General features: G+C 32.5%; 12 protein-coding genes. 6 read left to right on the top strand and 6 right to left on the bottom strand.

Going from position 1 to position 19857, the window contains the following annotated elements; all coding sequences use genetic code 11:
- Positions 1 to 181 precede the first annotated feature (181 nt).
- Positions 182 to 6733, bottom strand: coding sequence for an alpha-2-macroglobulin family protein (locus tag ACODSB_RS05085; protein WP_488936221.1), 6552 nt, complete (start codon positions 6731 to 6733; stop codon positions 182 to 184).
- 206 nt (positions 6734 to 6939) lie between these two features.
- Here ACODSB_RS05085 and ACODSB_RS05080 point away from each other — a divergent pair, with 206 nt between their 5' ends.
- From ACODSB_RS05080 to ACODSB_RS05065, 4 genes are all read left to right on the top strand, one after another.
- On the top strand, positions 6940 to 8295 hold the full coding sequence (locus tag ACODSB_RS05080) for a UDP-N-acetylmuramate--L-alanine ligase (RefSeq protein WP_488936220.1): 1356 nt from the start codon (positions 6940 to 6942) through the stop codon (positions 8293 to 8295).
- 130 nt (positions 8296 to 8425) lie between these two features.
- On the top strand, positions 8426 to 9115 hold the full coding sequence (radC, locus tag ACODSB_RS05075; RefSeq protein WP_488936219.1) for a RadC family protein: 690 nt from the start codon (positions 8426 to 8428) through the stop codon (positions 9113 to 9115).
- Between the two features lie 3 nt (positions 9116 to 9118).
- On the top strand, positions 9119 to 9805 hold the full coding sequence (locus tag ACODSB_RS05070; protein WP_488936218.1) for a YjjG family noncanonical pyrimidine nucleotidase: 687 nt from the start codon (positions 9119 to 9121) through the stop codon (positions 9803 to 9805).
- A gap of 2 nt (positions 9806 to 9807) precedes the next feature.
- Positions 9808 to 10557, top strand: a complete 750-nt coding sequence (locus ACODSB_RS05065) for a hypothetical protein (protein WP_488936217.1) — start codon at positions 9808 to 9810, stop codon at positions 10555 to 10557.
- A 13-nt stretch (positions 10558 to 10570) separates the two neighbouring features.
- Here the strand turns inward: ACODSB_RS05065 and ACODSB_RS05060 are convergent, their stop codons facing one another.
- Positions 10571 to 11848 carry a replication-associated recombination protein A gene (locus ACODSB_RS05060; RefSeq protein ID WP_053470818.1) on the bottom strand — a complete coding sequence of 426 codons (1278 nt, stop codon included), beginning with the start codon at positions 11846 to 11848 and terminating at the stop codon, positions 10571 to 10573.
- 162 nt (positions 11849 to 12010) lie between these two features.
- Here ACODSB_RS05060 and ACODSB_RS05055 point away from each other — a divergent pair, with 162 nt between their 5' ends.
- Complete coding sequence (locus ACODSB_RS05055; RefSeq protein ID WP_488936216.1) at positions 12011 to 12784, top strand: rhomboid family intramembrane serine protease; 774 nt, start codon at positions 12011 to 12013, stop codon at positions 12782 to 12784.
- Positions 12785 to 12845: 61 nt separating this feature from the next.
- Positions 12846 to 13352 (top strand): hypothetical protein, encoded by a 507-nt coding sequence (locus ACODSB_RS05050; RefSeq protein ID WP_488936215.1) that lies wholly within the window; start codon positions 12846 to 12848, stop codon positions 13350 to 13352.
- A 2-nt stretch (positions 13353 to 13354) separates the two neighbouring features.
- Here the strand turns inward: ACODSB_RS05050 and ACODSB_RS05045 are convergent, their stop codons facing one another.
- From ACODSB_RS05045 to ACODSB_RS05030, 4 genes are all read right to left on the bottom strand, one after another.
- Complete coding sequence (locus ACODSB_RS05045; RefSeq protein ID WP_488936214.1) at positions 13355 to 14155, bottom strand: DUF2490 domain-containing protein; 801 nt, start codon at positions 14153 to 14155, stop codon at positions 13355 to 13357.
- A gap of 41 nt (positions 14156 to 14196) precedes the next feature.
- Positions 14197 to 14931, bottom strand: coding sequence for a 23S rRNA (guanosine(2251)-2'-O)-methyltransferase RlmB (gene rlmB / locus ACODSB_RS05040; RefSeq protein WP_073486710.1), 735 nt, complete (start codon positions 14929 to 14931; stop codon positions 14197 to 14199).
- 85 nt (positions 14932 to 15016) lie between these two features.
- Entirely contained in the window at positions 15017 to 16495 is a 1479-nt protein-coding gene (locus ACODSB_RS05035; protein WP_488936213.1) for a SusD/RagB family nutrient-binding outer membrane lipoprotein, read from the bottom strand.
- Positions 16496 to 16498: 3 nt separating this feature from the next.
- Positions 16499 to 19795, bottom strand: a complete 3297-nt coding sequence (locus ACODSB_RS05030; RefSeq protein WP_488936212.1) for a SusC/RagA family TonB-linked outer membrane protein — start codon at positions 19793 to 19795, stop codon at positions 16499 to 16501.
- Positions 19796 to 19857 lie beyond the last annotated feature (62 nt).

The following is a 19857-nucleotide window of genomic DNA, read 5'->3' as shown; positions in this document are numbered from 1 at the left end:
GGTTTTTTGTTGATTTTAATTTTGAAAAAAAATGTCACCCTGAGCGAAGTCGAAGGCTCGTATGCTAAAAAAAGGCTTCGACTTCGCTCAGCCTGACATACAGGTTCAGTAAACCCGACAGGTTTTTTAGGATAGTTTTTTCCGGCATTCTTTGGAATTTGGAATTTATTTTTTCGAATTTTTATTGAACTTTTACTCGAATTCCTTTTGTATGACTTGCAAACTCCGGAGCATACATACTTTGAATTGTTGTAATTCCGTTTGAGAATTCACCGCTGTTATTTACTCGAATATCATATTCTAAAACATAAGTTCCTTTATTGATTCGGTCAAAAAAGAAATGTGTTGCCGCATCTTTTGTACTCATATAATATCCTAAACGATCTGAATATTGATATTGTGAAAGAACATTTACAGGTTCAAAACAAGAAGCTCGCATATCTTTTAAATGGACATATTCTGTATCTTCTTTTGAAGCAATAATTAAACGTACAGTAACCAAATCTCCGGTTTTTAAAGAATTTTTTGCTGTAATTCTTTCTAATTCATCTCCTTTCAAAGTGCTTTTCTTTACATATAATTCTTTTGAAACAGATAAAACTGCTCCCGAATTATTTTTAATCTTATCTAAATCTTCAAAATACTGCCAGTAAATACCGCCAAATCCCGGAACTTTTGATTTATTCTGAATGCTGATAGAAGCCATTTCTTTTTTAACTTCTTCACCTTTCCAGTTTAATTTGATATAACCAGTTTCGGCTTCTTTTTGATTTTCGGCCAGTTTTTTGGTCATGATTTTTTCATCACCTAATTTTATAACCGTATTATCTTTTACAGAAAGCCAATCTGTACCTTGCAGTAATAAAGCATAAATAGCTTCGGTTGTAGATTTTGTTGTTGGCCAGTTTTTGGTTTGTTTGTTTTTTAACAACCAGACTTTCATCGCATCTACAGATTTTGTGTCGTTAGTTACTTCGGCGAAAGCCTCAATCAATAAAGCCTGAGTTTCAATTGGCGCCTGATACCAATACCAGCCAGATTTGTTGGCAATCCAGTACATTCCCCAATCTTCATTATTTGAAGAAGTTTCTTTTAAACTTTCGATGATTTTTTTAGCAGTTTCTTTTTCTCCAAAACGGTTTAAAGTTAAAGCGGCCAATCCTTTTTCGTAAAGTGAATAATCAAGCCATTCTTTTTTTGCAGTCTCTAAATACAATTTAGTAACCTTTTTTAAAGTGTCAGAAATGGGATATTTTTCTAAATAAAAACTTCTGGTATATAAATAATGCAAATTAGTAAAAGTACTTGTCCAGGCAATCTTTTTAGTATTTTTATAATATCGGTTTGTAATTCGATATTCTTCTAAAAAACCGTTATCTATAAACTGAATTCCACTTTTAGTAATGCCATCAATTTCTTTAGTTTCTTGTGTTGTACTCAATTTTGACAAATGACCTAAACCTGCCAAAATATGTCTTGTAATGTATTGACTTTCTTCGCCGCCATCAAACCAGACAAATCCTCCAGAATCTTTTTGTTTTTGTTTTAATTTTTTAAAAGTAGCTTCTTGAGAGGTCTTCATCTTTTCTAAATCAAATAAAAGAGCTGTATTCTTTTTCTGTTCTTCTTCGTCTTGGGCATCATTTAACCAAGGTGTTTCAGCCAAAATAATTGATTTCAATTCTTCGTTTTCTTCTAATTTAGAATTTAATTTTCCGTTCTTTCTCCATTCATCAAATACAGTTTCAATTTTAGGATTACTTGAAATGATTTCAGAAGCCAAAGCATTTGCATAATAGCGAGCAAAGGTTTGTTCTGCGCATTCGTGTTCATATTCCATCAAATACGGTAAAGACTGAATCGCAATCCAAGTTGGATTTGACGTATATTCTAATGTAAATTGATGATTTTTTAAAGTGGTTGAATTGTTATTTTTTAAATTCTCAAACGTATATTCTTTTGTTGAATTCTCACGAACCCAAACCGGAATACTTTCTGTAACGAGCATATTATTGGTCAAAACAGGAATGATGTTTTCTTCTCCATCTGAAAAATTACCTGATTTTGCTAAAATCTTATACTGAACACCTTGCAAACCTTCAGGAATTGTAATGGTCCAGTTTGCAACAGTATTTCCATACGGCGGAATTGTAAAATTTCTAACATTTTTTTCGTTTATCATTTTAGCATCAATTGGCTGCATAGTTACAGCATCAAAAAACTGTAAAATGGCGATTCCGGTTTTTGCCTCGGCTGTAATATTTGAAACTTTAGCACTTATAACAATCGTATCTTTTTCTCTTAAAAAGCGAGGGAAATTAGGTAAAAGCATCAATTCTTTTTGAGTAACAACGCTTTTGTGCAAATACCCGGATACAGCATCTTTATTATGTGCAAACAAGCGAAGTTTCCAAGCCGTTAAAGCTTCTGGAGACGTAAAATTGAAACTTACTTTTCCGTTAGAATCCGTTTTTAAATTAGGTAAAAAGAAAGCCGTTTCAGATAAATTTTTTCTGGCTTTTACTTTAGTCAAATCTTCTAAAGCATTTTTTGTTGTTACAAGTATTGCTCCATTTGCGCCTTTGTTTCCGTATAATACTTCGGCTTTTTCATAATTTAAATAATCTATGTCTAAAAGATCATTTGGACTTAAACTTTTAAAAATATTTTCAGATGATATTTTGCCATCAATTATATACAACGTTGATTCGTTAACAACCATTGACGTAAGACCGCTTACAATTTTCTTTCCCGGAGTAAATACGATTTTTTTCGCTTGAAAATAATATTCAGGACCGTTTATAGAATCTTGCATAACTGTGACACCAGCTACTTTTCCTGACAGAGAATAAACATCATTATCTTCTTCAATAATTTGACTGCTAACAGTTGAAATAGCATATGCAAGTGATTTTTTTTCTCTTTTAAAACCGTATCCAGTAACAACAACTGCCTCTAATTGACTAGAATCGTTTATTAAAGTAACATCAATAATCTTTTTATTTTCGGCCATTATTGATTGGCTTTTAGAACCAATATAACTAAATACAAGTTCTTCTGTTCCTGTAGCTTCTATTTCATAATAACCATCAAAATCACTTTGAGTTCCGCGTTTGGTTCCTTTAATAACAATTGAAACTCCCGGCAGCGGAAGTCCGGAAATATCTGTTACAACGCCAGAAATCAATTTTGTATTAAGTGGCTTTTTTGCTTTTCTGGCAAGTTGTAATTGATATTCTTTTTGAAGATGAATATTTGTATTTTTGCTATTAAAATCGAATCCAAACCACATTAATTTAGTAGTTTCATTAAAAAGTTCCATTCGATTTAAGGGCTGATTTAAATTGATAATATTAGATGAAGTTTCCTCAAATCCCAAAGTCGATTTTGTGTTGCCGCTGTTATAGTTGTATTTATTGATATCCAGCAAGTACCAATCTTTTTTGGCAAACTGATCCAGAGAACTATCATACATCGAAGCTAAAACTTCGGCTTCTTTTTTTGTGCCGTTTGATTTTAATTTGAAAGCCCAGTTTTCGCTGCTTCCGGGTTCTATTTTACTTCTAAATGTTTCTACATTAAATTCTAATTTAGGGATTATCGATTTTAAAACAACATCGATTTGAGATGTAAACGTTTCGTTTTCAAAAACACTTTGAAAACTTAATTTTACAGCTTCTTCAAATACGGTTTTTAACGGAATTTTTACAGTAGCTTCATTATTATCTAAATGAATAGTTTTTTCAAAAAAGATTTGACTATTATAATTTCCTAAAGTCGAAATATAAAGTTCAGGAATTACCGAAGTTATTTTCAGCAAAACAAAACCATCCTTTTTTGCATCTTCATTTATTTGTTTTGCTGTAAATAAAGTACTCGTGAGATACTTGTCTTTACTTTGCATAATTTGAAAATCTGTTGAAGATTCAATATCATTATTAAAACTGTCTTTTGCAGAAAAGACAATTTTATAATTCCCCGATTTGTAATTCGAGATAAAATCTAATGCAATTTTTTTATCTTTTTCAGTATCTACTTTTTTAGAATAAAGTAAAACTTCATCAAGATCATCAAATTCCTCATTGTTTTGTTCGTAAGGAAATAATTTTTCAAAATCGGCTTTGCTAATCGTATCAATTTCTGGTTTTGGCCAGACTCTTTTTTTGAATTTGGTTGAAAATGGAGATACAAAAAAGATTTTAATTTCGCCTTTTACGGCTAAAAATTCATCATTTAAATTCCAGCTCGTTAATGTAATTTCATTTTTGTCTTTGGTTTCAATTTGAGATTTAATATCTGCTTCTAAAACTAAATCATGATAACCTACTTTTACAGTTGTCTGTGTTTCGTGTGTTTCTCCGTTTATATCAGTGACTTCTGCTTTAATAAGATAATTAAAAACAGGAAGTTTAGTTTTATCGCTATCTTCAGATGGTACTGCAACAAAATCAATTACAAATTTTCCATCTGCATCGGTTTTTGTTTCGCCGGTAATTAAAGTTTCATTTTCTTGCTGAGCAAAATGTCGTCTAACATAACTGGTATATCGGGTTACGGTGTAAGTAACTTTTGCATCAGAAATTGTGCTTCCTGCAAAAGCTTTTGCAAGTCCTTTTACTTTTATAGATTGATTAACCTGAAAAGTTTCTTTTTTAGGTTCAAACGTAACTTCAAACTTTGGGCGTTTGTATTCTTCAACCCTAAAATCTATTTCAGAAGTTTCTAAATCAACATAATCCCAAAACGGATGTTCTGCTTCTTCTTTATTATAATTAACATCTTTTTCTGCGTCAGAAGGTTCTTCGGCAGTCATTCTAAAAGTTCCCGTTAAACCAGTTTTTGGAAGTACAAATTCGCCCGAAAAAGAACCAAATTCATTTGTTATAACTTCAATTTCCTTATAAGTGCTATAATTAGGATCTTTAATAGTCAGCGTAAAAGAAGTCTGCGCCACAACGCTTTTTTTGTTTTGCTTTTTTTGAATTGAAATTCCTTTATAATAAACAGTTTGCCCCGGGCGATAAATGGCGCGGTCGAGATAGAATTCGACTTTTCCAGAAAAATCAGCATTTTCATCATCTTTATCTAAATATGCAGCATTGTAATTGAGGTAATTTTTTTGCACTAAAATACTATCGTTTGCAGTAAACAATTCAAGCATTTCATAAGTAGAATTTTGTTTTTTTTGTTTGTAAACTGCGATTCCGTCTTTTGCCGTTTTTATGCTAAAATTTGCTGATTTAATAGTTACATTTTCTATAGGTTTACCCGTTTTTCGATCCAGAACCTGAAACTTTTCATCATAACTGTCTTGAGACCCCAAAACACTTAGGTTTGACGAAGTAATGATTTCATAAGCAAAAGCTTTTGTGTCTTTTAAATCAGAATCACTTTCAAAATAAACCAGATACGATCCTGTTTTTAAGTTGGGCAAAAGTATTTCGGTCGTGTATTGAAAATAGTCTTTTTTGTTTGGAAGAGAATACTCTTTACTCGCAAAAGCTTGTCTTTTTAAAATAAGTGCATTTGTTAAACGGTCTCTTTTATTATACGATTTTTTATATTCAAGAAGTTCTTTGTGACTGATTTTATAGAAAGAAACTTTTAAACGATCAACATTTTTATAACGAATAAAAGCTCTCGTATTTTCATTATTATACATGTATTTTTGAAGCTGTACATATAAGGATTTAGACAAAATATTTGCTTTTTTTTGAATAGCAAGTTTATACGCATTTGATCTGTTGGCAACTTTTAAGATACTATCAAGAATGGCAATCGATTTAATATTATAATCCGGATGCAGTTCTTTTGAAGCCTGATTGCTTAAAATAAAAACTTTTTCCAGTTGAATTTTTTGAATCAGCAATTCGTTTTTTACTGTTTTTTGAAGATTCACTAAAGCTGTAAAATAATCATTTACTGTAATTAATGATTTGTTTCTAAAAAACTGCATGCGCTCAAATTGGTTTTTTTGCGTTGGTTCTATCGTTTCTTGTTTTTGATATAATGATAATAACAAACGCAAATCCTGACTCGCAACAAAATCAAAATTCAATTTTATAAATCCTGCAGCATTTCCTAAAAGTTCTTTTTTATAAGGTTCAAATGCCGTTTGATCGATAGATTGCTGTTGAAGTCTTGTTACATAAATAGTAATACTTTCTTTCATTAAATAATCAAACAAATTTTGCTCTGTGTCTTTCTCTAAAGCCGAATAATCAAAAATAGGTTCGTATTTTATAACAAGAGTGTTCTTTAAAATTTGTTCATTTTCAAGAGTTCGTTTTAATGCCAGATTAATTTGATCCATGAAATTGGTTGTGGTCCAGGTCAAAAAATCAGCATCCAGAATTTCTGTATTTGTTCTTCTGTTAATCGTATAACTGTTTTGGCTATAATAATCATTAAGGCATTTTGCATAAACCAAATTCAAAATTGCTTTTGACGGAATTGAAACGCGATTTATTTCTGTTTTAAGATTATTTAAAATTTTAGTTTGCGCATTTTCATCTACAACCTGTAAATATTTAGACTGATAAAAAAAGCATTTTATCATTTCGACTTCATTTTTGTCTGCAACGGCTTCTTTATAAATTTTTTCGACTATTTCATTTGCAGATTTAATTTTTCCATCATTTTCAAGATCTACAACTTTATCCCATTTTTTGTCGTTTTGCTGTGCAAATATTGTGGTAGAAATCAATAATAAAACAAATAGTATATTTTTCATAAAGTGCTTTTTATCTATAGAGGGCAGTTTCTCGATAAAGGTTGGGAAAGGTTTAAAAATATTTTTCGTACAAAGTACTAATTTATCTATAAAAGGAAATAACACATTTTATATTTCCTTATTTTTGAAAAATAATTATTGGAGTTTTATTAGTTATTGGCTTTTTCGATTAACCAATTAAACAGTTTAACGATTAAACATTTTAAATGAAAACACATTTCATCGCTATAGGCGGAAGCGCTATGCACAACTTAGCATTAGCATTGCACAATAAAGGATATCAGGTTACAGGAAGCGATGATGCTATTTTTGAGCCTTCAAAATCAAGATTAGAGAAAAAAGGAATTCTTCCTGCTGAACTGGGCTGGTTTCCTGAAAAAATCACTGCCGATATTGATGCCATAATTCTTGGAATGCATGCAAAAGCTGATAATCCGGAATTGTTGAAAGCGCAGGAATTGGGACTTAAAATTTATTCTTATCCAGAATTTTTATACGAACAATCTAAAAATAAAACCCGTGTTGTAATTGGTGGTTCGCACGGAAAAACTACTATTACTTCGATGATTTTGCACGTTATGCATTATCATAACATTGAAGTAGATTATATGGTTGGTGCACAATTAGAAGGTTTTGATACGATGGTGCATCTTACTGAAGAAAATGATTTTATGGTTTTAGAAGGAGATGAATATTTATCGTCGCCAATAGATCGTCGTCCGAAGTTTCATTTATACCAGCCCAATATTGCTTTGATTTCGGGAATTGCATGGGATCATATCAATGTGTTTCCGACGTATGAAAATTATGTAGAGCAATTTGAAATTTTTATTTCGAAAATTACAAACGGAGGAATTTTAGTTTATAACGAAAATGATCCTGAAGTTAAACGCGTTTCTGAAGCTGCTACAAATCCTATTCGTAAATTAGCTTACCACACGCCAGAATATTCGGTTAGCGATGGTGTAACTTTATTGAAAACGCCAGAAGGCGATATGCCAATTGAAGTTTTTGGAGCGCATAATTTAAATAATCTTGCCGGAGCTAAATGGATCTGCCAAAATATGGGCGTTGATGAGGCCGATTTTTATGAGGCAATTGCTAGTTTTAAAGGTGCTTCTAAACGTTTAGAAAAAATTGCCGAAGGAAAAGGGAAAGTTGCTTACAAAGATTTTGCGCATTCGCCAAGTAAAGTTGCGGCGACAACAAAAGCAGTAAAAGAGCAATATCCAAACAGAACTTTGGTAGCTTGTTTAGAATTGCATACGTATAGCAGTTTAAATGCCGAATTTTTGAAAGAGTATGAAGGCGCGCTAGAATATGCTGATGTTGCAGTTGTTTTTTATTCTCCGGATGCTGTGAAAATTAAGCAGTTAGAAGAAGTTACGTACGAACAAATAGCAACTTCATTTAATAGAGAAGATTTAATTATTTATACAAACCCAGCTGAATTTAAGGATTATTTATTCAATTTGAATTTAGATAATTCTGCACTTTTATTAATGAGTTCAGGCAATTACGGAGGTTTGAATTTTGATGAAGTAAAACAATTGATTAATTAGGAAATTTGTCAATTTGAAAATTAGAAAATGTGCCAATCGCTTTTTGCAGTTGACACATTTTTTTAATTTAATATATTTTTGAAAGATTTTTCTTCTTTTTTAATATATTCGCTTCTTAAAATATATTATTATGGAAGGAGGTCATTTTGCTATAAAAAATTGGTCAGAAGATGATAAGCCTCGGGAAAAATTAATGCTTAAAGGAAAAGATGCTTTAAGTGACGCAGAATTATTAGCAATCTTAATTGGGTCTGGGAGTCGTAACGAATCGGCAGTTGCATTAAGTAAGAGGATTTTGGCTAGTGCTGGAAATCTAAATTCTTTAGGAAAAATGTCTATTTCTCAATTAATGCAATTTAAAGGAATAGGTGAAGCAAAAGCGATTACCATTATTGCTGCTTTAGAATTAAGTAGGAGACAGAGAGCAGAAGATACATTAAAGTTAAAGAAAATAACGTCTAGTAAAGCTGTCTTTGAGATAATGCAGCCAATTATTGGCGAACTTCCTCATGAAGAATTTTGGGTGATTTTTCTTGATAATTCAAACAAAATAATTTCTAAGGCACAATTAAGCAAAGGAGGAATTACCGGAACAGTTGTCGATATACGATTGATTTTTAAATTAGCATTAGAAAAACGTGCTACAGGTTTGATTTTGTGTCACAATCATCCTTCAGGAAATTTGAATCCAAGTGATGCTGATAAACAAATTACAAATAAAATCAAGATTGGAGGGGAGATTGTAGATGTTAAAATTTTAGATCATATAATCATTACTGAAACAAAATATTATAGTTTTGTAGATGAAGGAATATTTTAATCTATGAATACCAACATTACAGACATTTTTTTTGATTTAGATCACACGCTTTGGGATTTTGATAAAAATTCAGAAATGGCATTTGACCGCATTTTTAAAAATAATTTCGGACAAATTAAAATTGAAGATTTTATTCAAAAATATGTTCCCATAAATCAGGAATGCTGGAGATTGTATCAAAATGATGAGATTACGCATCAGGAATTACGTTATAACCGATTAAAATTTTCTTTTAATGCGTTAAATTATTCTATTTCAGATGAAAATATAGATCAGATTGCTAAAGATTATATCGAATTTTTGACCGACAATAATCATCTTTTTGATGGAGCAATTGAAGTTTTAGAATATCTTAAACCGAAATATAAGCTGCATATTATAACAAATGGTTTTGCACACGTTCAAACTAAGAAAATTAATAATGCTTCGCTTGGCGGATATTTCAGTACCATTACAAATTCTGAATTAGCCGGAGTTAAAAAACCAAATAGTATTATCTTTGATTATGCTGTCAATTTGGCTCAGGCTTCAAAAGAAAAAAGTGTCATGATTGGAGACGATTTTGATGCAGATGTTAATGGCGCTTTAAACGCTGGGATGGATGCTATTTTCTTTAACATCAGAAATATTGATGTTCCTAAAAATTTAAAACAAATTAATCATTTACTAGAACTAAAAAAATACCTATAATTATGAAAATAAAAGTTTTACTAGCTTTACTATTTTGTTCGGCTATTGGATTTTCGCAATCTGTTAACGATTATAAAGCAGTTATAATTCCTCTTAAATATGATTTTATCAAAACAGACAATCAATATCGATTAGCTACTTTAACTAAATCAAATTTACTTAAAGCAGGATTTGAGGCTTATTATACTAATGAGCAAATACCTGGAGGAATTGATAGATGTGAGCTTTTGTATATTGATGTTAAAAGAGATAATGCTTTTTTAGTAACAAAACTTTTTATTCAGTTTAAAGACTGCTACGGAAAAGTAATTTATACTTCTGAAACTGGAAAGAGCAGGGAGAAGGACTACGAAGTAGCGTATAAAGAAAGTCTTGAAGGCGCATTTGTATCTGTTATTGGACTGCACTATAAATATAATGGAAAAACTGCTTCTTCAACTTCTTCTACTGTAACGCAAGCTGTGGCTCCAGTTGCTGCAGCAGTAGTTAGCAGTGCTCCAGTTGAAGAGAAACCTGTAGTTAATCTTTCAGATCCCAATTTATTGTATGCACAGCCAACAGAAAATGGGTTTCAGTTAATTGATAAAACACCAAAAGTGGTAATGAAATTATTGAAAACTTCGCGTGCAGATTCTTTTATTGCCATTAAAGATGGAATTCAGGGATCTTTAAACGCAAAAGACAATCAATGGTATTTTGAGTATTATCAAAATGATAAATTGATTTCAGAAAAAGTTTCTGTAAAATTCTAAAATATATAGTGGTTTAATAACCATATTTATCTTTCCAACGGTTCTTTAAAAATTCGCGGTTGCTGTTCTCTCTAGAATTGCTTCCAGGATTGTAAAGAACCGTTTCTTTTATGGCATCGGGTAGAAATTCTTGCTCGGCAAAATTATTTGCATAGTCATGCGAGTATTTATAGTCTTCGCCATATCCCAATTCTTTCATCAATTTTGTTGGAGCATTTCGTAAATGAATTGGAACTGGTAAATCTCCAGTTTGTTTTACCAATTGCTGTGCATTTCCAATTGCCATATAAGATGCATTGCTTTTTGGAGATGTTGCCAGATATATAGCGCATTGGCTTAATATAATTCTGCTTTCCGGATAACCAATCGTTGAAACCGCCTGAAAAGTATTATTAGCCATAATAAACGCCGTAGGGTTTGCATTTCCAATATCTTCACTAGATAAAATCAGCATTCTGCGAGCAATAAATTTTACATCTTCACCACCTTCAATCATTCTTGCCAGCCAGTAAACGGCGCCATTTGGATCGCTTCCTCTTATTGATTTTATAAAAGCAGAAACAATATCATAATGTTGTTCACCAGTTTTGTCATACAAAACAGTATTTTGCTGAACCAGTTCAAAAACACGATCATTAGTAATAATTACGTTGTCGCTCGGAGAAGCATTAACTACAAGCTCAAAAATATTAAGCAGTTTTCTGCCATCTCCGCCAGAAAGTCGGAGTAATGCTTCCGTTTCTTTTAAAGTGATTTTTTTAGATGCTAATTCTACGTCAATTTTCATTGCACGATGTAATAAGGCTTCTAAATCATCTTTTGTAAAAGCATTTAGTATATAGACCTGACAGCGCGATAATAATGCGGGAATAACCTCAAAACTTGGGTTTTCTGTAGTTGCGCCAATAAGTGTGATCCATCCTTTTTCAACAGCAGCTAAAAGTGAATCTTGCTGCGATTTACTAAATCGGTGAATCTCATCAATAAACAAAATTGGGTTTTTGGCAGTAAATAAACCGCCGCTTTGTTTTGCTTTTTCGATTACGTCTCGAATATCTTTAACTCCAGAATTAATGGCACTCAAAATATAAAACGGACGTTTAGATTCCTGCGCAATAATTTGTGCTAAAGTTGTTTTGCCTGTTCCCGGCGGACCCCAAAAAATAAGTGAAGGAATTATTCCTTTTGAAATTTGCTGTGTCAACGAACCATTTGGTCCAACCAAATGACTCTGACTAACATAATCCTCTAATTTCTGTGGGCGAATACGCTCGGCTAACGGTGCTTCCATTTTGTAAAATTACTATTTTCAAAATTAATTTTGTTACATGAGATACTATATAGCATTTCAATTTTTAAACATTTAACATATAATAGAATAGCTGACAAATTATCAGTAATTTTTATTTGGATAGTTTTTTGATGCCAGAACATCAATTAGAATCGAAACTATATGAATGATAATCAATTTAAATTTTCAACAGCAGTTGTTGGAGTTCCGGTATTTTTTGTGCTTTTTCTATGGGTTATATACTGGATTCAGATTCGATTTGATTTTGATTTTTATCAAAACGGAATTTATCCCAGAGATTTTTCCGGATTACAAGGTGTGTTGTTTAGTCCATTTATCCACGAAAATTTAGAGCATTTATATAATAATTCAATTCCGCTTTTGGTTTTACTGACAGCTTTGCAGTTTTTTTATCCCAAGCAGTCATTAGGCGTTATTTGTTATGGAATTCTATTTTCGGGATTGATAACCTGGATTATTGGCCGTCCAAACTTTCATATTGGAGCCAGTGGATTAATTTATGTTTTGGTAAGTTTTATTTTTTTTAAAGGAATACAAACTAAATATTATCGTTTGGTGGCACTTTCCTTATCTGTTATTTTGCTTTATGGAGGAATGATTTGGTATGTTTTTCCAGATGTAGATGCTGCAATTTCCTGGGAAGGACATTTAGGCGGGTTTATTACAGGATTTGGACTTTCTTTATATTATAAGACTTCTGAATATACAAAACCTATAATTTACGATTGGCAGAAACCAGATTTTGATCCTTCGCAGGATGCTTTTATGAAGCATTTTGATGAAGATGGAAATTTCGTAAATACTGAAATTCCTGAAGAAGAAATTGAAAATCCTGATGCGTATTTTAATTCAAATGTTATTGTAAATTATATTGTAACCAAATCAGAACCAGTTGATAAAGGTTCTGAGGAATGATTTTTATGAATTAAAATGATTAATTTTGTTAAGGAACACTTTAATCTAATTAATCCAACTCATGAAAAATACTTTTTTCTCTGTTTTAATTTTATTGATTTTTGGAAGTGCTGAATCTTTTGCTCAATGCGATGTAAAAAATAGAGTGCTTGCAGACGGTTCCATGGTTTATTATTTCGACCCGGCGGCTTTTTATACCACAAAATCTAAATCTCTAAAAATAAATATTGTTACCGATAAAGAAAATTATTTTGTTGCTCTACAGCCCATGCCTTTTCCGGAAAAAAAGATAGGAAAAGGAATTAAAGATGATTTAATAATACACTTAGCTGATAATAATGCATATAAATTAACGCATTATGATACACAGTATATAAAAAATGATTCTGTTATGCAGGTTTTGTATTTAATTGACAAAAAGGATTTAACTGCGTTTTCTAAATTTGAAGCTGTTGTGGCTTCTATAAATATGAAAGGAACTGAGTTTATTCGTGATTACAATTTCAAATTGCATAAAGATGAAATTGTAAAGCAGCTGGCTTGTTTTTTAAAAGATGAAGAAAAATAAACTTAATCCTCACTTGTAGTTTCTGATTTATGTAAGAACTTTTTGTTTAGGTTTTCAAAAAAATTATTAAATGTAAGTGTGAATGAGGCGGCGTTTACGATTTGATTTCCGTTATCTCTGGGAAGATATTCATTAGCATAAGTTAGTTCAATTTGTATGTCATCTGAAAAGAGATATCCGGCACCAATATTTAATCTGTTTCTATCAAAAAAACTAAGACCGGTAACTTTTGTTCCCGATTTAAAAAATAATTCATCAGAAGCAATAGCATAAATAACACCTTCTCGTAAAACTTTACTGTTAATAGGTTGTAAGTATTTAATTTGCTGGCGATATCGAATTACGTTTTCGTAACTATCATCTTCATTTTTCATATGACGAAGTTCCGTTCGCATCCTTGTACTTAAAGTATATCCGGTTTTATGGAAGTAATAAATGCCCTGCAAAGCAAATCGCCATTCTGGAGATTCAAATTGACCTATTTCAGGAACATCTTTATTGTTAAAGTATGCTATAAATGATGACAACTTCCATCGTGGAGACAAGTAATAATGCCCCCAGGCTCTAAATGATCTTTGTGTGTTTTGCTCAAAAATATTTGGGGATGATTCTGTACTGCTGTAACTTGTTCCTAAATTAAGTTCAGTTGACCACTTTTTATTTATAGTTCGGCTAAATTGAATCTCACCCCAAAATTGATTGTACTTTGTTGTTTGCCCATAACTTATCATTGTAATTAGAAAAATTACAATTGAAGAACAGATTTTTCTAAGTACTATATTTTGAGCAAGTTTTGAAGACATTTAATAGTTATTAAGTTGTCATTCTACTTCGGTATGCTTTGTTAACTTCTCTGGCGAACTGTTTCGTATAAAAATGCACCGCATGCAACAGATACGTTAAGTGATCCTATGGAACCAAACATTGGTAATTTTGCTTTTTCATCTACAATTTTCAAAACAGAAGGATTTATACCTCTGTCTTCAGATCCCATTATAATAGCTAAAGGCTCATTTAATGATAAGTCATAAATATTTTGATCTGTTTTTTCAGTAGCGGCTACAGTTTTTATTCCAGATCCCTGAAGATAGAATATAGCATCTTTAATATGTTCAACTTTGCAAATAGGCACATTGAATACTGCACCCGCAGATGTTTTAACTGTGTCACCGTTTACTGGTGCAGAACCTGCTTTTTGAACGATAATTCCATTAACTCCTGTACATTCTGCAGTTCTGATAATAGCACCAAAATTTCTAGCATCTGAGATTTGGTCTAATATTAAAAATAAAGGTTTTGAACCCGAAGCAATAGTTGATTCTACTAAATGTTCTATATCAATAAATCCAATAGGGGAGATTGTTGCAACGGCACCTTGATGATTATTTGGTGTTAATCTATTTAGTTTTTCAACTGGAACATAAGAAAAATTAATGTTGGCACGTTTCATTACCTTCATTAAATCTTTCATTAATTCTCCAGAAATTTCTTTTTGTATAAATACTTTGTCAACTTCCTGACCAGCTTGTATCGCTTCTATAATGGCTCTAATACCAAATATTTGATGTTCTTTTTCCATGAGGCAAATATAGGTATAATGTTTATATAAAAAAAAACCACCCCGAATGAACGGAGTGGCTTTTAGTATTTGATTTAGAATAAAATTAGAATTTATCCCAGAAAATACGTTTTGAAGTACCATTACTTCCAAGTTTAGCTGCTGCTGCTGCGTAATTGACAGCATTAAGTGTTTGCTCGTTACCTGGATAAGAATAGCGTCTAGGAACAATAGTAGTTGGACCATCAGCATCATCAAATGTAACAGGAGGTGCTACTAATACAGGGAAGTCTAATCTTCTGTATGAAGTCCATGCTTCAAAACCTCTGTTGTATAATGCAATCCAAGATTGCTCACCAATTTTTTGTTTCCAAGTTCCTGTTGCAGTTGTATAAGCTACAGTTGGTTTAGCTAAATAAGTTGTAATGTCAGCTGCCGCTACACCCCAATCCTGCATAGATAATGTAATTGCAGAGTTGTAGTGAGATTCTGCAGTACCACCTACGGCAATACCTCTTTCTACAGCTTCAGCTAATAAGAATTGAACTTCAGAAGCAGTTAATAAAACTCCAGGGTATTCAGGATCTTTAAGTGTTGCTGCAATATGTGAATAATTAGTATAAACATTAAGAACACCATATACACCACCGGCATAATTTCCTGATCCTACTGGGTAGTCTGTGAAAAATTTAGGACGTCTTGGGTCAGCAAGAGTATTCATTTTGTTTACTAAAGTATTTGCAGGAACAAAGTCATCACGATTAGAAGCTACTAAATCAACATACAAAGGGTTAGCGTTTGGCTGAACGGCAGCATAGTTTAAATAAGCACTATCTGCATTGTTTATAATAACACCATCAGCAAGAGCAGCTAAGGCTTGTGTACTTGCATAAGCATGATCCACATCATCCATATTAATAGCCATTCTTAAACGAAGAGTGTTCGCAAATTTAGCCCATTTCGCAGTGTCTCCGCCATATACAAGATCTGCATCACCATAACTGTCGCTGCTTTGATCTAAACCATTAAATGCAGCTGTTAATTTCGATATAAGATCTTTGTAGATAGTCTGAGCGTCATCATATTTAGGCTGTGGATTACCAAGGATATCTAAAGCTTCTGTATAAGGAATGTCACCAAAAGTATCAACTAAAATCCCATAAGAATATGCAGTTAAAATATCAACTATGTATATCTTGTTTTCAAGAACCTTTAAATCAGCTGGGCTTCCTGTAAAATTAGCTTTTTGGTCTTGTAAAATACTTTTAGCTTCTTTAAAATCTTTTAATACATCACGATAGTATGTAGCCCAATGTCTGTCTGGGATACTACGACCAGTTAGATCATATTGAGATTCTTGTGGATATGATGTCTCAGTCCACTGTTGAGCATATAATCTAAATACATTAAAGTTTACACTTGTACTTGTTACTTGATCCATCATTGCATGTTCAGCACTAGTGAACAAGAACTCTGGCTTTGTAGTGGTAGGACGTTTAACATCCTGGTTTAGTCCTGTAATGTCATCAGTACATGATGCAAACAAAGCTAAAAGGGGGATAAATATAAGCAGTCTATTTTTCATAGCTTAGAATTTTATTGTTAAGTTACAACCAATATTTCTGGTTGTTGGTAAAGATCCGATAGATAGTCCCATAGAACCAGTATTTGAACCAAGTCCACTTTCAGGGTCTGCATCTGGAAGGTTTTTATGGATGATCCATAAGTTAGATCCAACAAGAGATATTTTAGCATCAACTAAATGGATTTTTTGAACTAAAGAAGTTGGTACATTATAAGTAATATTTACCTCTCTTAATTTTACAAAACTTGCATCATAAACATATCCTTTAGTAGCACCACCAGAGTAAGAGTTTGTGATTGCTCCAGCCTCAGGTCTGAAATAAGCAGTTCTACGTGTATTAACTGCTCCATCAGGAGTAACTCCGTCAAAAATTACACCACCACCATTTGCTACAGTATTTCTAATAGGATTACCTAAGTCGTTATTTCCAGCAGTTTGAACACCTAAACCAGTTCCTACACCGTACCATTGGTCAGTTGAGAAAATATCTCCACCTTTTTTCATATCAATTAAGAAACTTAAAGATAGGTTTTTGTAAGCAAATTTGTTACGGATACCACCAATCCAATCTGGATTAACATTTCCAACAATATTGTTTGTAGAAGTATTGATTACGTATCTTCCAGTTGTAGCACTTACAACTCTTGGGCCATTTTTATTAACTTCTCCTGGGTAGCTAGGAACGAAATTTGGATCATAGTATGTGTAATCTGTACCTTTTATTACTCCAAATGGTTGTCCAACTACTGCATTTAAAGTTCCTGAACCTGGGTAAGTAGTGATAAGTAAGTTTGAGATACCATCAGCTAATTTTGTTACCATGTTGTCATTTTTAGACCAGTTTACATTGATATCCCAAGAAAAATCATTTGTTTTAAGAGGGGTCAAATTAAATTGAACCTCAATACCTTTATTTTCTACAGTTGCAGCATTGATATAACGAGAAGTATATCCAGTTGCAGTAGAGTAAGGAACGTTTACAGCTTCACCATTGTTTACGTTTTTGTAAACACTCACATCAAATCCAACTCTTCTTTTTAAGAACTGCATTTCAAGACCAAGCTCTTGAGTTTTAGTTTTAATTGGCTCTAAGTTCGGATTGTTTTTGATGTTGTTAACAGAATATTGTTGCTGTTCATTAAAAGCATCAATTTTAGTATAAGTATCTACTAATGCTAATCCAGGAGTTCCAAGCGGGCTTTCAGAATAACCAGCTCTTACTTTACCAAAAGTTAACCAATCAGCTTTTAAATTGTTTGAGAATACCCAGCTGCCAGAGATAGAGTTACTCCATAAGTAGTTGTTGTCTACAGGAAGATTTGAGAATGCGTCTCTTCTTGTAGTACCGTCAACATATAAGAAATCTTTGTAGCCTAACGATGCTGAAGCATAGTAGCTATTTACACCAAGTTTTTGAGCTCTTTCATATGGGAAAGGGCTTGTTTGAAGCGAGTTTGATAAAGCATATAATCCAGGAACAATTAATCCTCCTTGTGTTGATGCTGTAATTGATGTGAATTCATTTCTTTTTACAGTACCTCCAATAATTCCAGTTAAACTAAAGTCTTCACCAAAATTCTTCTTAAAGTTAAGAAGTAAATCATAGTTTTGTTCAGAAAAATTACCATTATATCTTTGGTAACCAGATGATTCATCCAATAAGTTAATACCAAATGTTTTAGTTACAGATCCAACTGCTACTCTTTCTTCACGAAGCTCGGCATATGTATCTGTTGAAATTTTTCCAGTTACAGATAACCATTCTGCAACTTTGTATGTTAAGTTAGCATATCCAACAAAACGATTTCTGCTGTCATTTTGGTAATTTTGGTAACGTTCAAAATATGGGTTATTCCAATAGTTTGGTGCTCCATTAGCAGATGTTTTTCTATTCCAAGTAATGTTTTGGTGTCCAGAATTGTTGTAAGCTTCTTCTAATTGTTTGATGTCAACATTCGTCTGCCACCATTGACGGAATCCAGTAACAAAGTTATCACTGTATCCAGTAATGTTTCTACCTATAGTTGCCTGGTTAGAAAAGTTAGCAAATGTTGCAAGAGATAATCTGTCAGTAAATTGGTGATTCAATTTTAAACTGAAGTTGTTTTTGTTTAATTCACTATTTGGCAGAATACCAGTTTGTTTAGTGTTTGTGTAGTTGAAAACTACATTTGTTTTGTCGTTTGCATCTTCAAAAGAGATTCCATTAACTAAAGAAAGAGAATTTTTGAAGAATTTTGTTGGATCATTTTTAGCAGCTACCCATGGAGTCGCTTTTCCATAATTGTTGTTACCTGGGTAAGCAGAAAAAGCATCCCATTGGTATACATTTAATGATGGATCAAAAGCATCACCTGCAGAAGCATCATCCCCCATTGCAACAACTTGATCAGGAATACCATCACCGTTAACGTCTTCACTTCCAAAAGAAGCACCATATCCAGCTCCGTATTGTTTTTGGTATTTTACAAAAGTATCTTTGTCAATAGTTCCTGTTACAACTTCAGATGAAACTGTAATTCCAAGACCTTTTTTAGCTTTGCCTTTTTTAGTAGTAATCATCAATACTCCATTTCCAGCTAAGTATCCGTATAATGCAGATGCAGCAGCACCTTTAAGTACGTTAACGCTTTCTATGTCGTCAGGGTTGATGTCCATACCATTGTTACCATAATCATAACCAGTAGCTCCTCTTTGTTGATTTGTTGTTCCATCAACAGAAGTATTACTGTTGTTGATTGGCATACCATCTATTACGATAAGCATCTCATTACTTTGTCCGATAGCTTTAATACCACGAGAAACTGCACTTGTAGAACCTCCAAAGTTTTGGTTTCTTGTGATGTTAACACCGGCAACTTTTCCAGAAAGTTCATTTAAGAAGTTTCCACTTGAAGTTCCTGCTTTCAGGTCTCCACCTTTTACCTCTTGTGTTGCATAACCAAGAGATTTTTTCTCTCTTTTAACACCTAAAGCTGTTGTTACAACAACGCTTTCAAGTTCTTGCGCATCTCCAGCTAATTTTACGTTAACTGTTGATGAAGTTGCAGCTATTTCCTGGGTTTTCATCCCAATGTAGCTAAATACCAAAATTTGGCTTGATGAAGCTTTGATAGAATATTTACCATCAAAATCGGTTTGCGTTCCAGATTTCGTTCCTTTGACGATTACACTAACACCTGGTAAAGGCATTCCTGCATTGTCAGAAACTGTTCCCGAAACAGCTCTTTCTTGCGCAAAAGAAAGTTGCGCAACTAGTACTAATAAAAGCACTAAGAATCCATTGAACTTTAGTTTCATTTTTAAATATTTTGAATTAGTATCGCAAAACTCTTAATAATTTGTTAACTTTCCTAGTAAAA

The sequence above is a fragment of the Flavobacterium sp. FG68 genome (assembly GCF_057808895.1).
Note: the sequence above shows the minus strand (reverse complement) of the source record. Positions and strands in the feature narration are given on the sequence as shown.

Excerpts from the sequence above, each read along its gene's own strand:
- ACODSB_RS05085 (WP_488936221.1), bottom strand. The coding sequence starts at position 6,733 with ATGAAAAATATACTATTTGTTTTATTATTGATTTCTACCACAATATTT.
- ACODSB_RS05080 (WP_488936220.1), top strand. The coding sequence starts at position 6,940 with ATGAAAACACATTTCATCGCTATAGGCGGAAGCGCTATGCACAACTTA.
- radC (WP_488936219.1), top strand. The coding sequence starts at position 8,426 with ATGGAAGGAGGTCATTTTGCTATAAAAAATTGGTCAGAAGATGATAAG.
- ACODSB_RS05070 (WP_488936218.1), top strand. The coding sequence starts at position 9,119 with ATGAATACCAACATTACAGACATTTTTTTTGATTTAGATCACACGCTT.
- ACODSB_RS05065 (WP_488936217.1), top strand. The coding sequence starts at position 9,808 with ATGAAAATAAAAGTTTTACTAGCTTTACTATTTTGTTCGGCTATTGGA.
- ACODSB_RS05060 (WP_053470818.1), bottom strand. The coding sequence starts at position 11,848 with ATGGAAGCACCGTTAGCCGAGCGTATTCGCCCACAGAAATTAGAGGAT.
- ACODSB_RS05055 (WP_488936216.1), top strand. The coding sequence starts at position 12,011 with ATGAATGATAATCAATTTAAATTTTCAACAGCAGTTGTTGGAGTTCCG.
- ACODSB_RS05050 (WP_488936215.1), top strand. The coding sequence starts at position 12,846 with ATGAAAAATACTTTTTTCTCTGTTTTAATTTTATTGATTTTTGGAAGT.
- ACODSB_RS05045 (WP_488936214.1), bottom strand. The coding sequence starts at position 14,155 with ATGTCTTCAAAACTTGCTCAAAATATAGTACTTAGAAAAATCTGTTCT.
- rlmB (WP_073486710.1), bottom strand. The coding sequence starts at position 14,931 with ATGGAAAAAGAACATCAAATATTTGGTATTAGAGCCATTATAGAAGCG.
- ACODSB_RS05035 (WP_488936213.1), bottom strand. The coding sequence starts at position 16,495 with ATGAAAAATAGACTGCTTATATTTATCCCCCTTTTAGCTTTGTTTGCA.
- ACODSB_RS05030 (WP_488936212.1), bottom strand. The coding sequence starts at position 19,795 with ATGAAACTAAAGTTCAATGGATTCTTAGTGCTTTTATTAGTACTAGTT.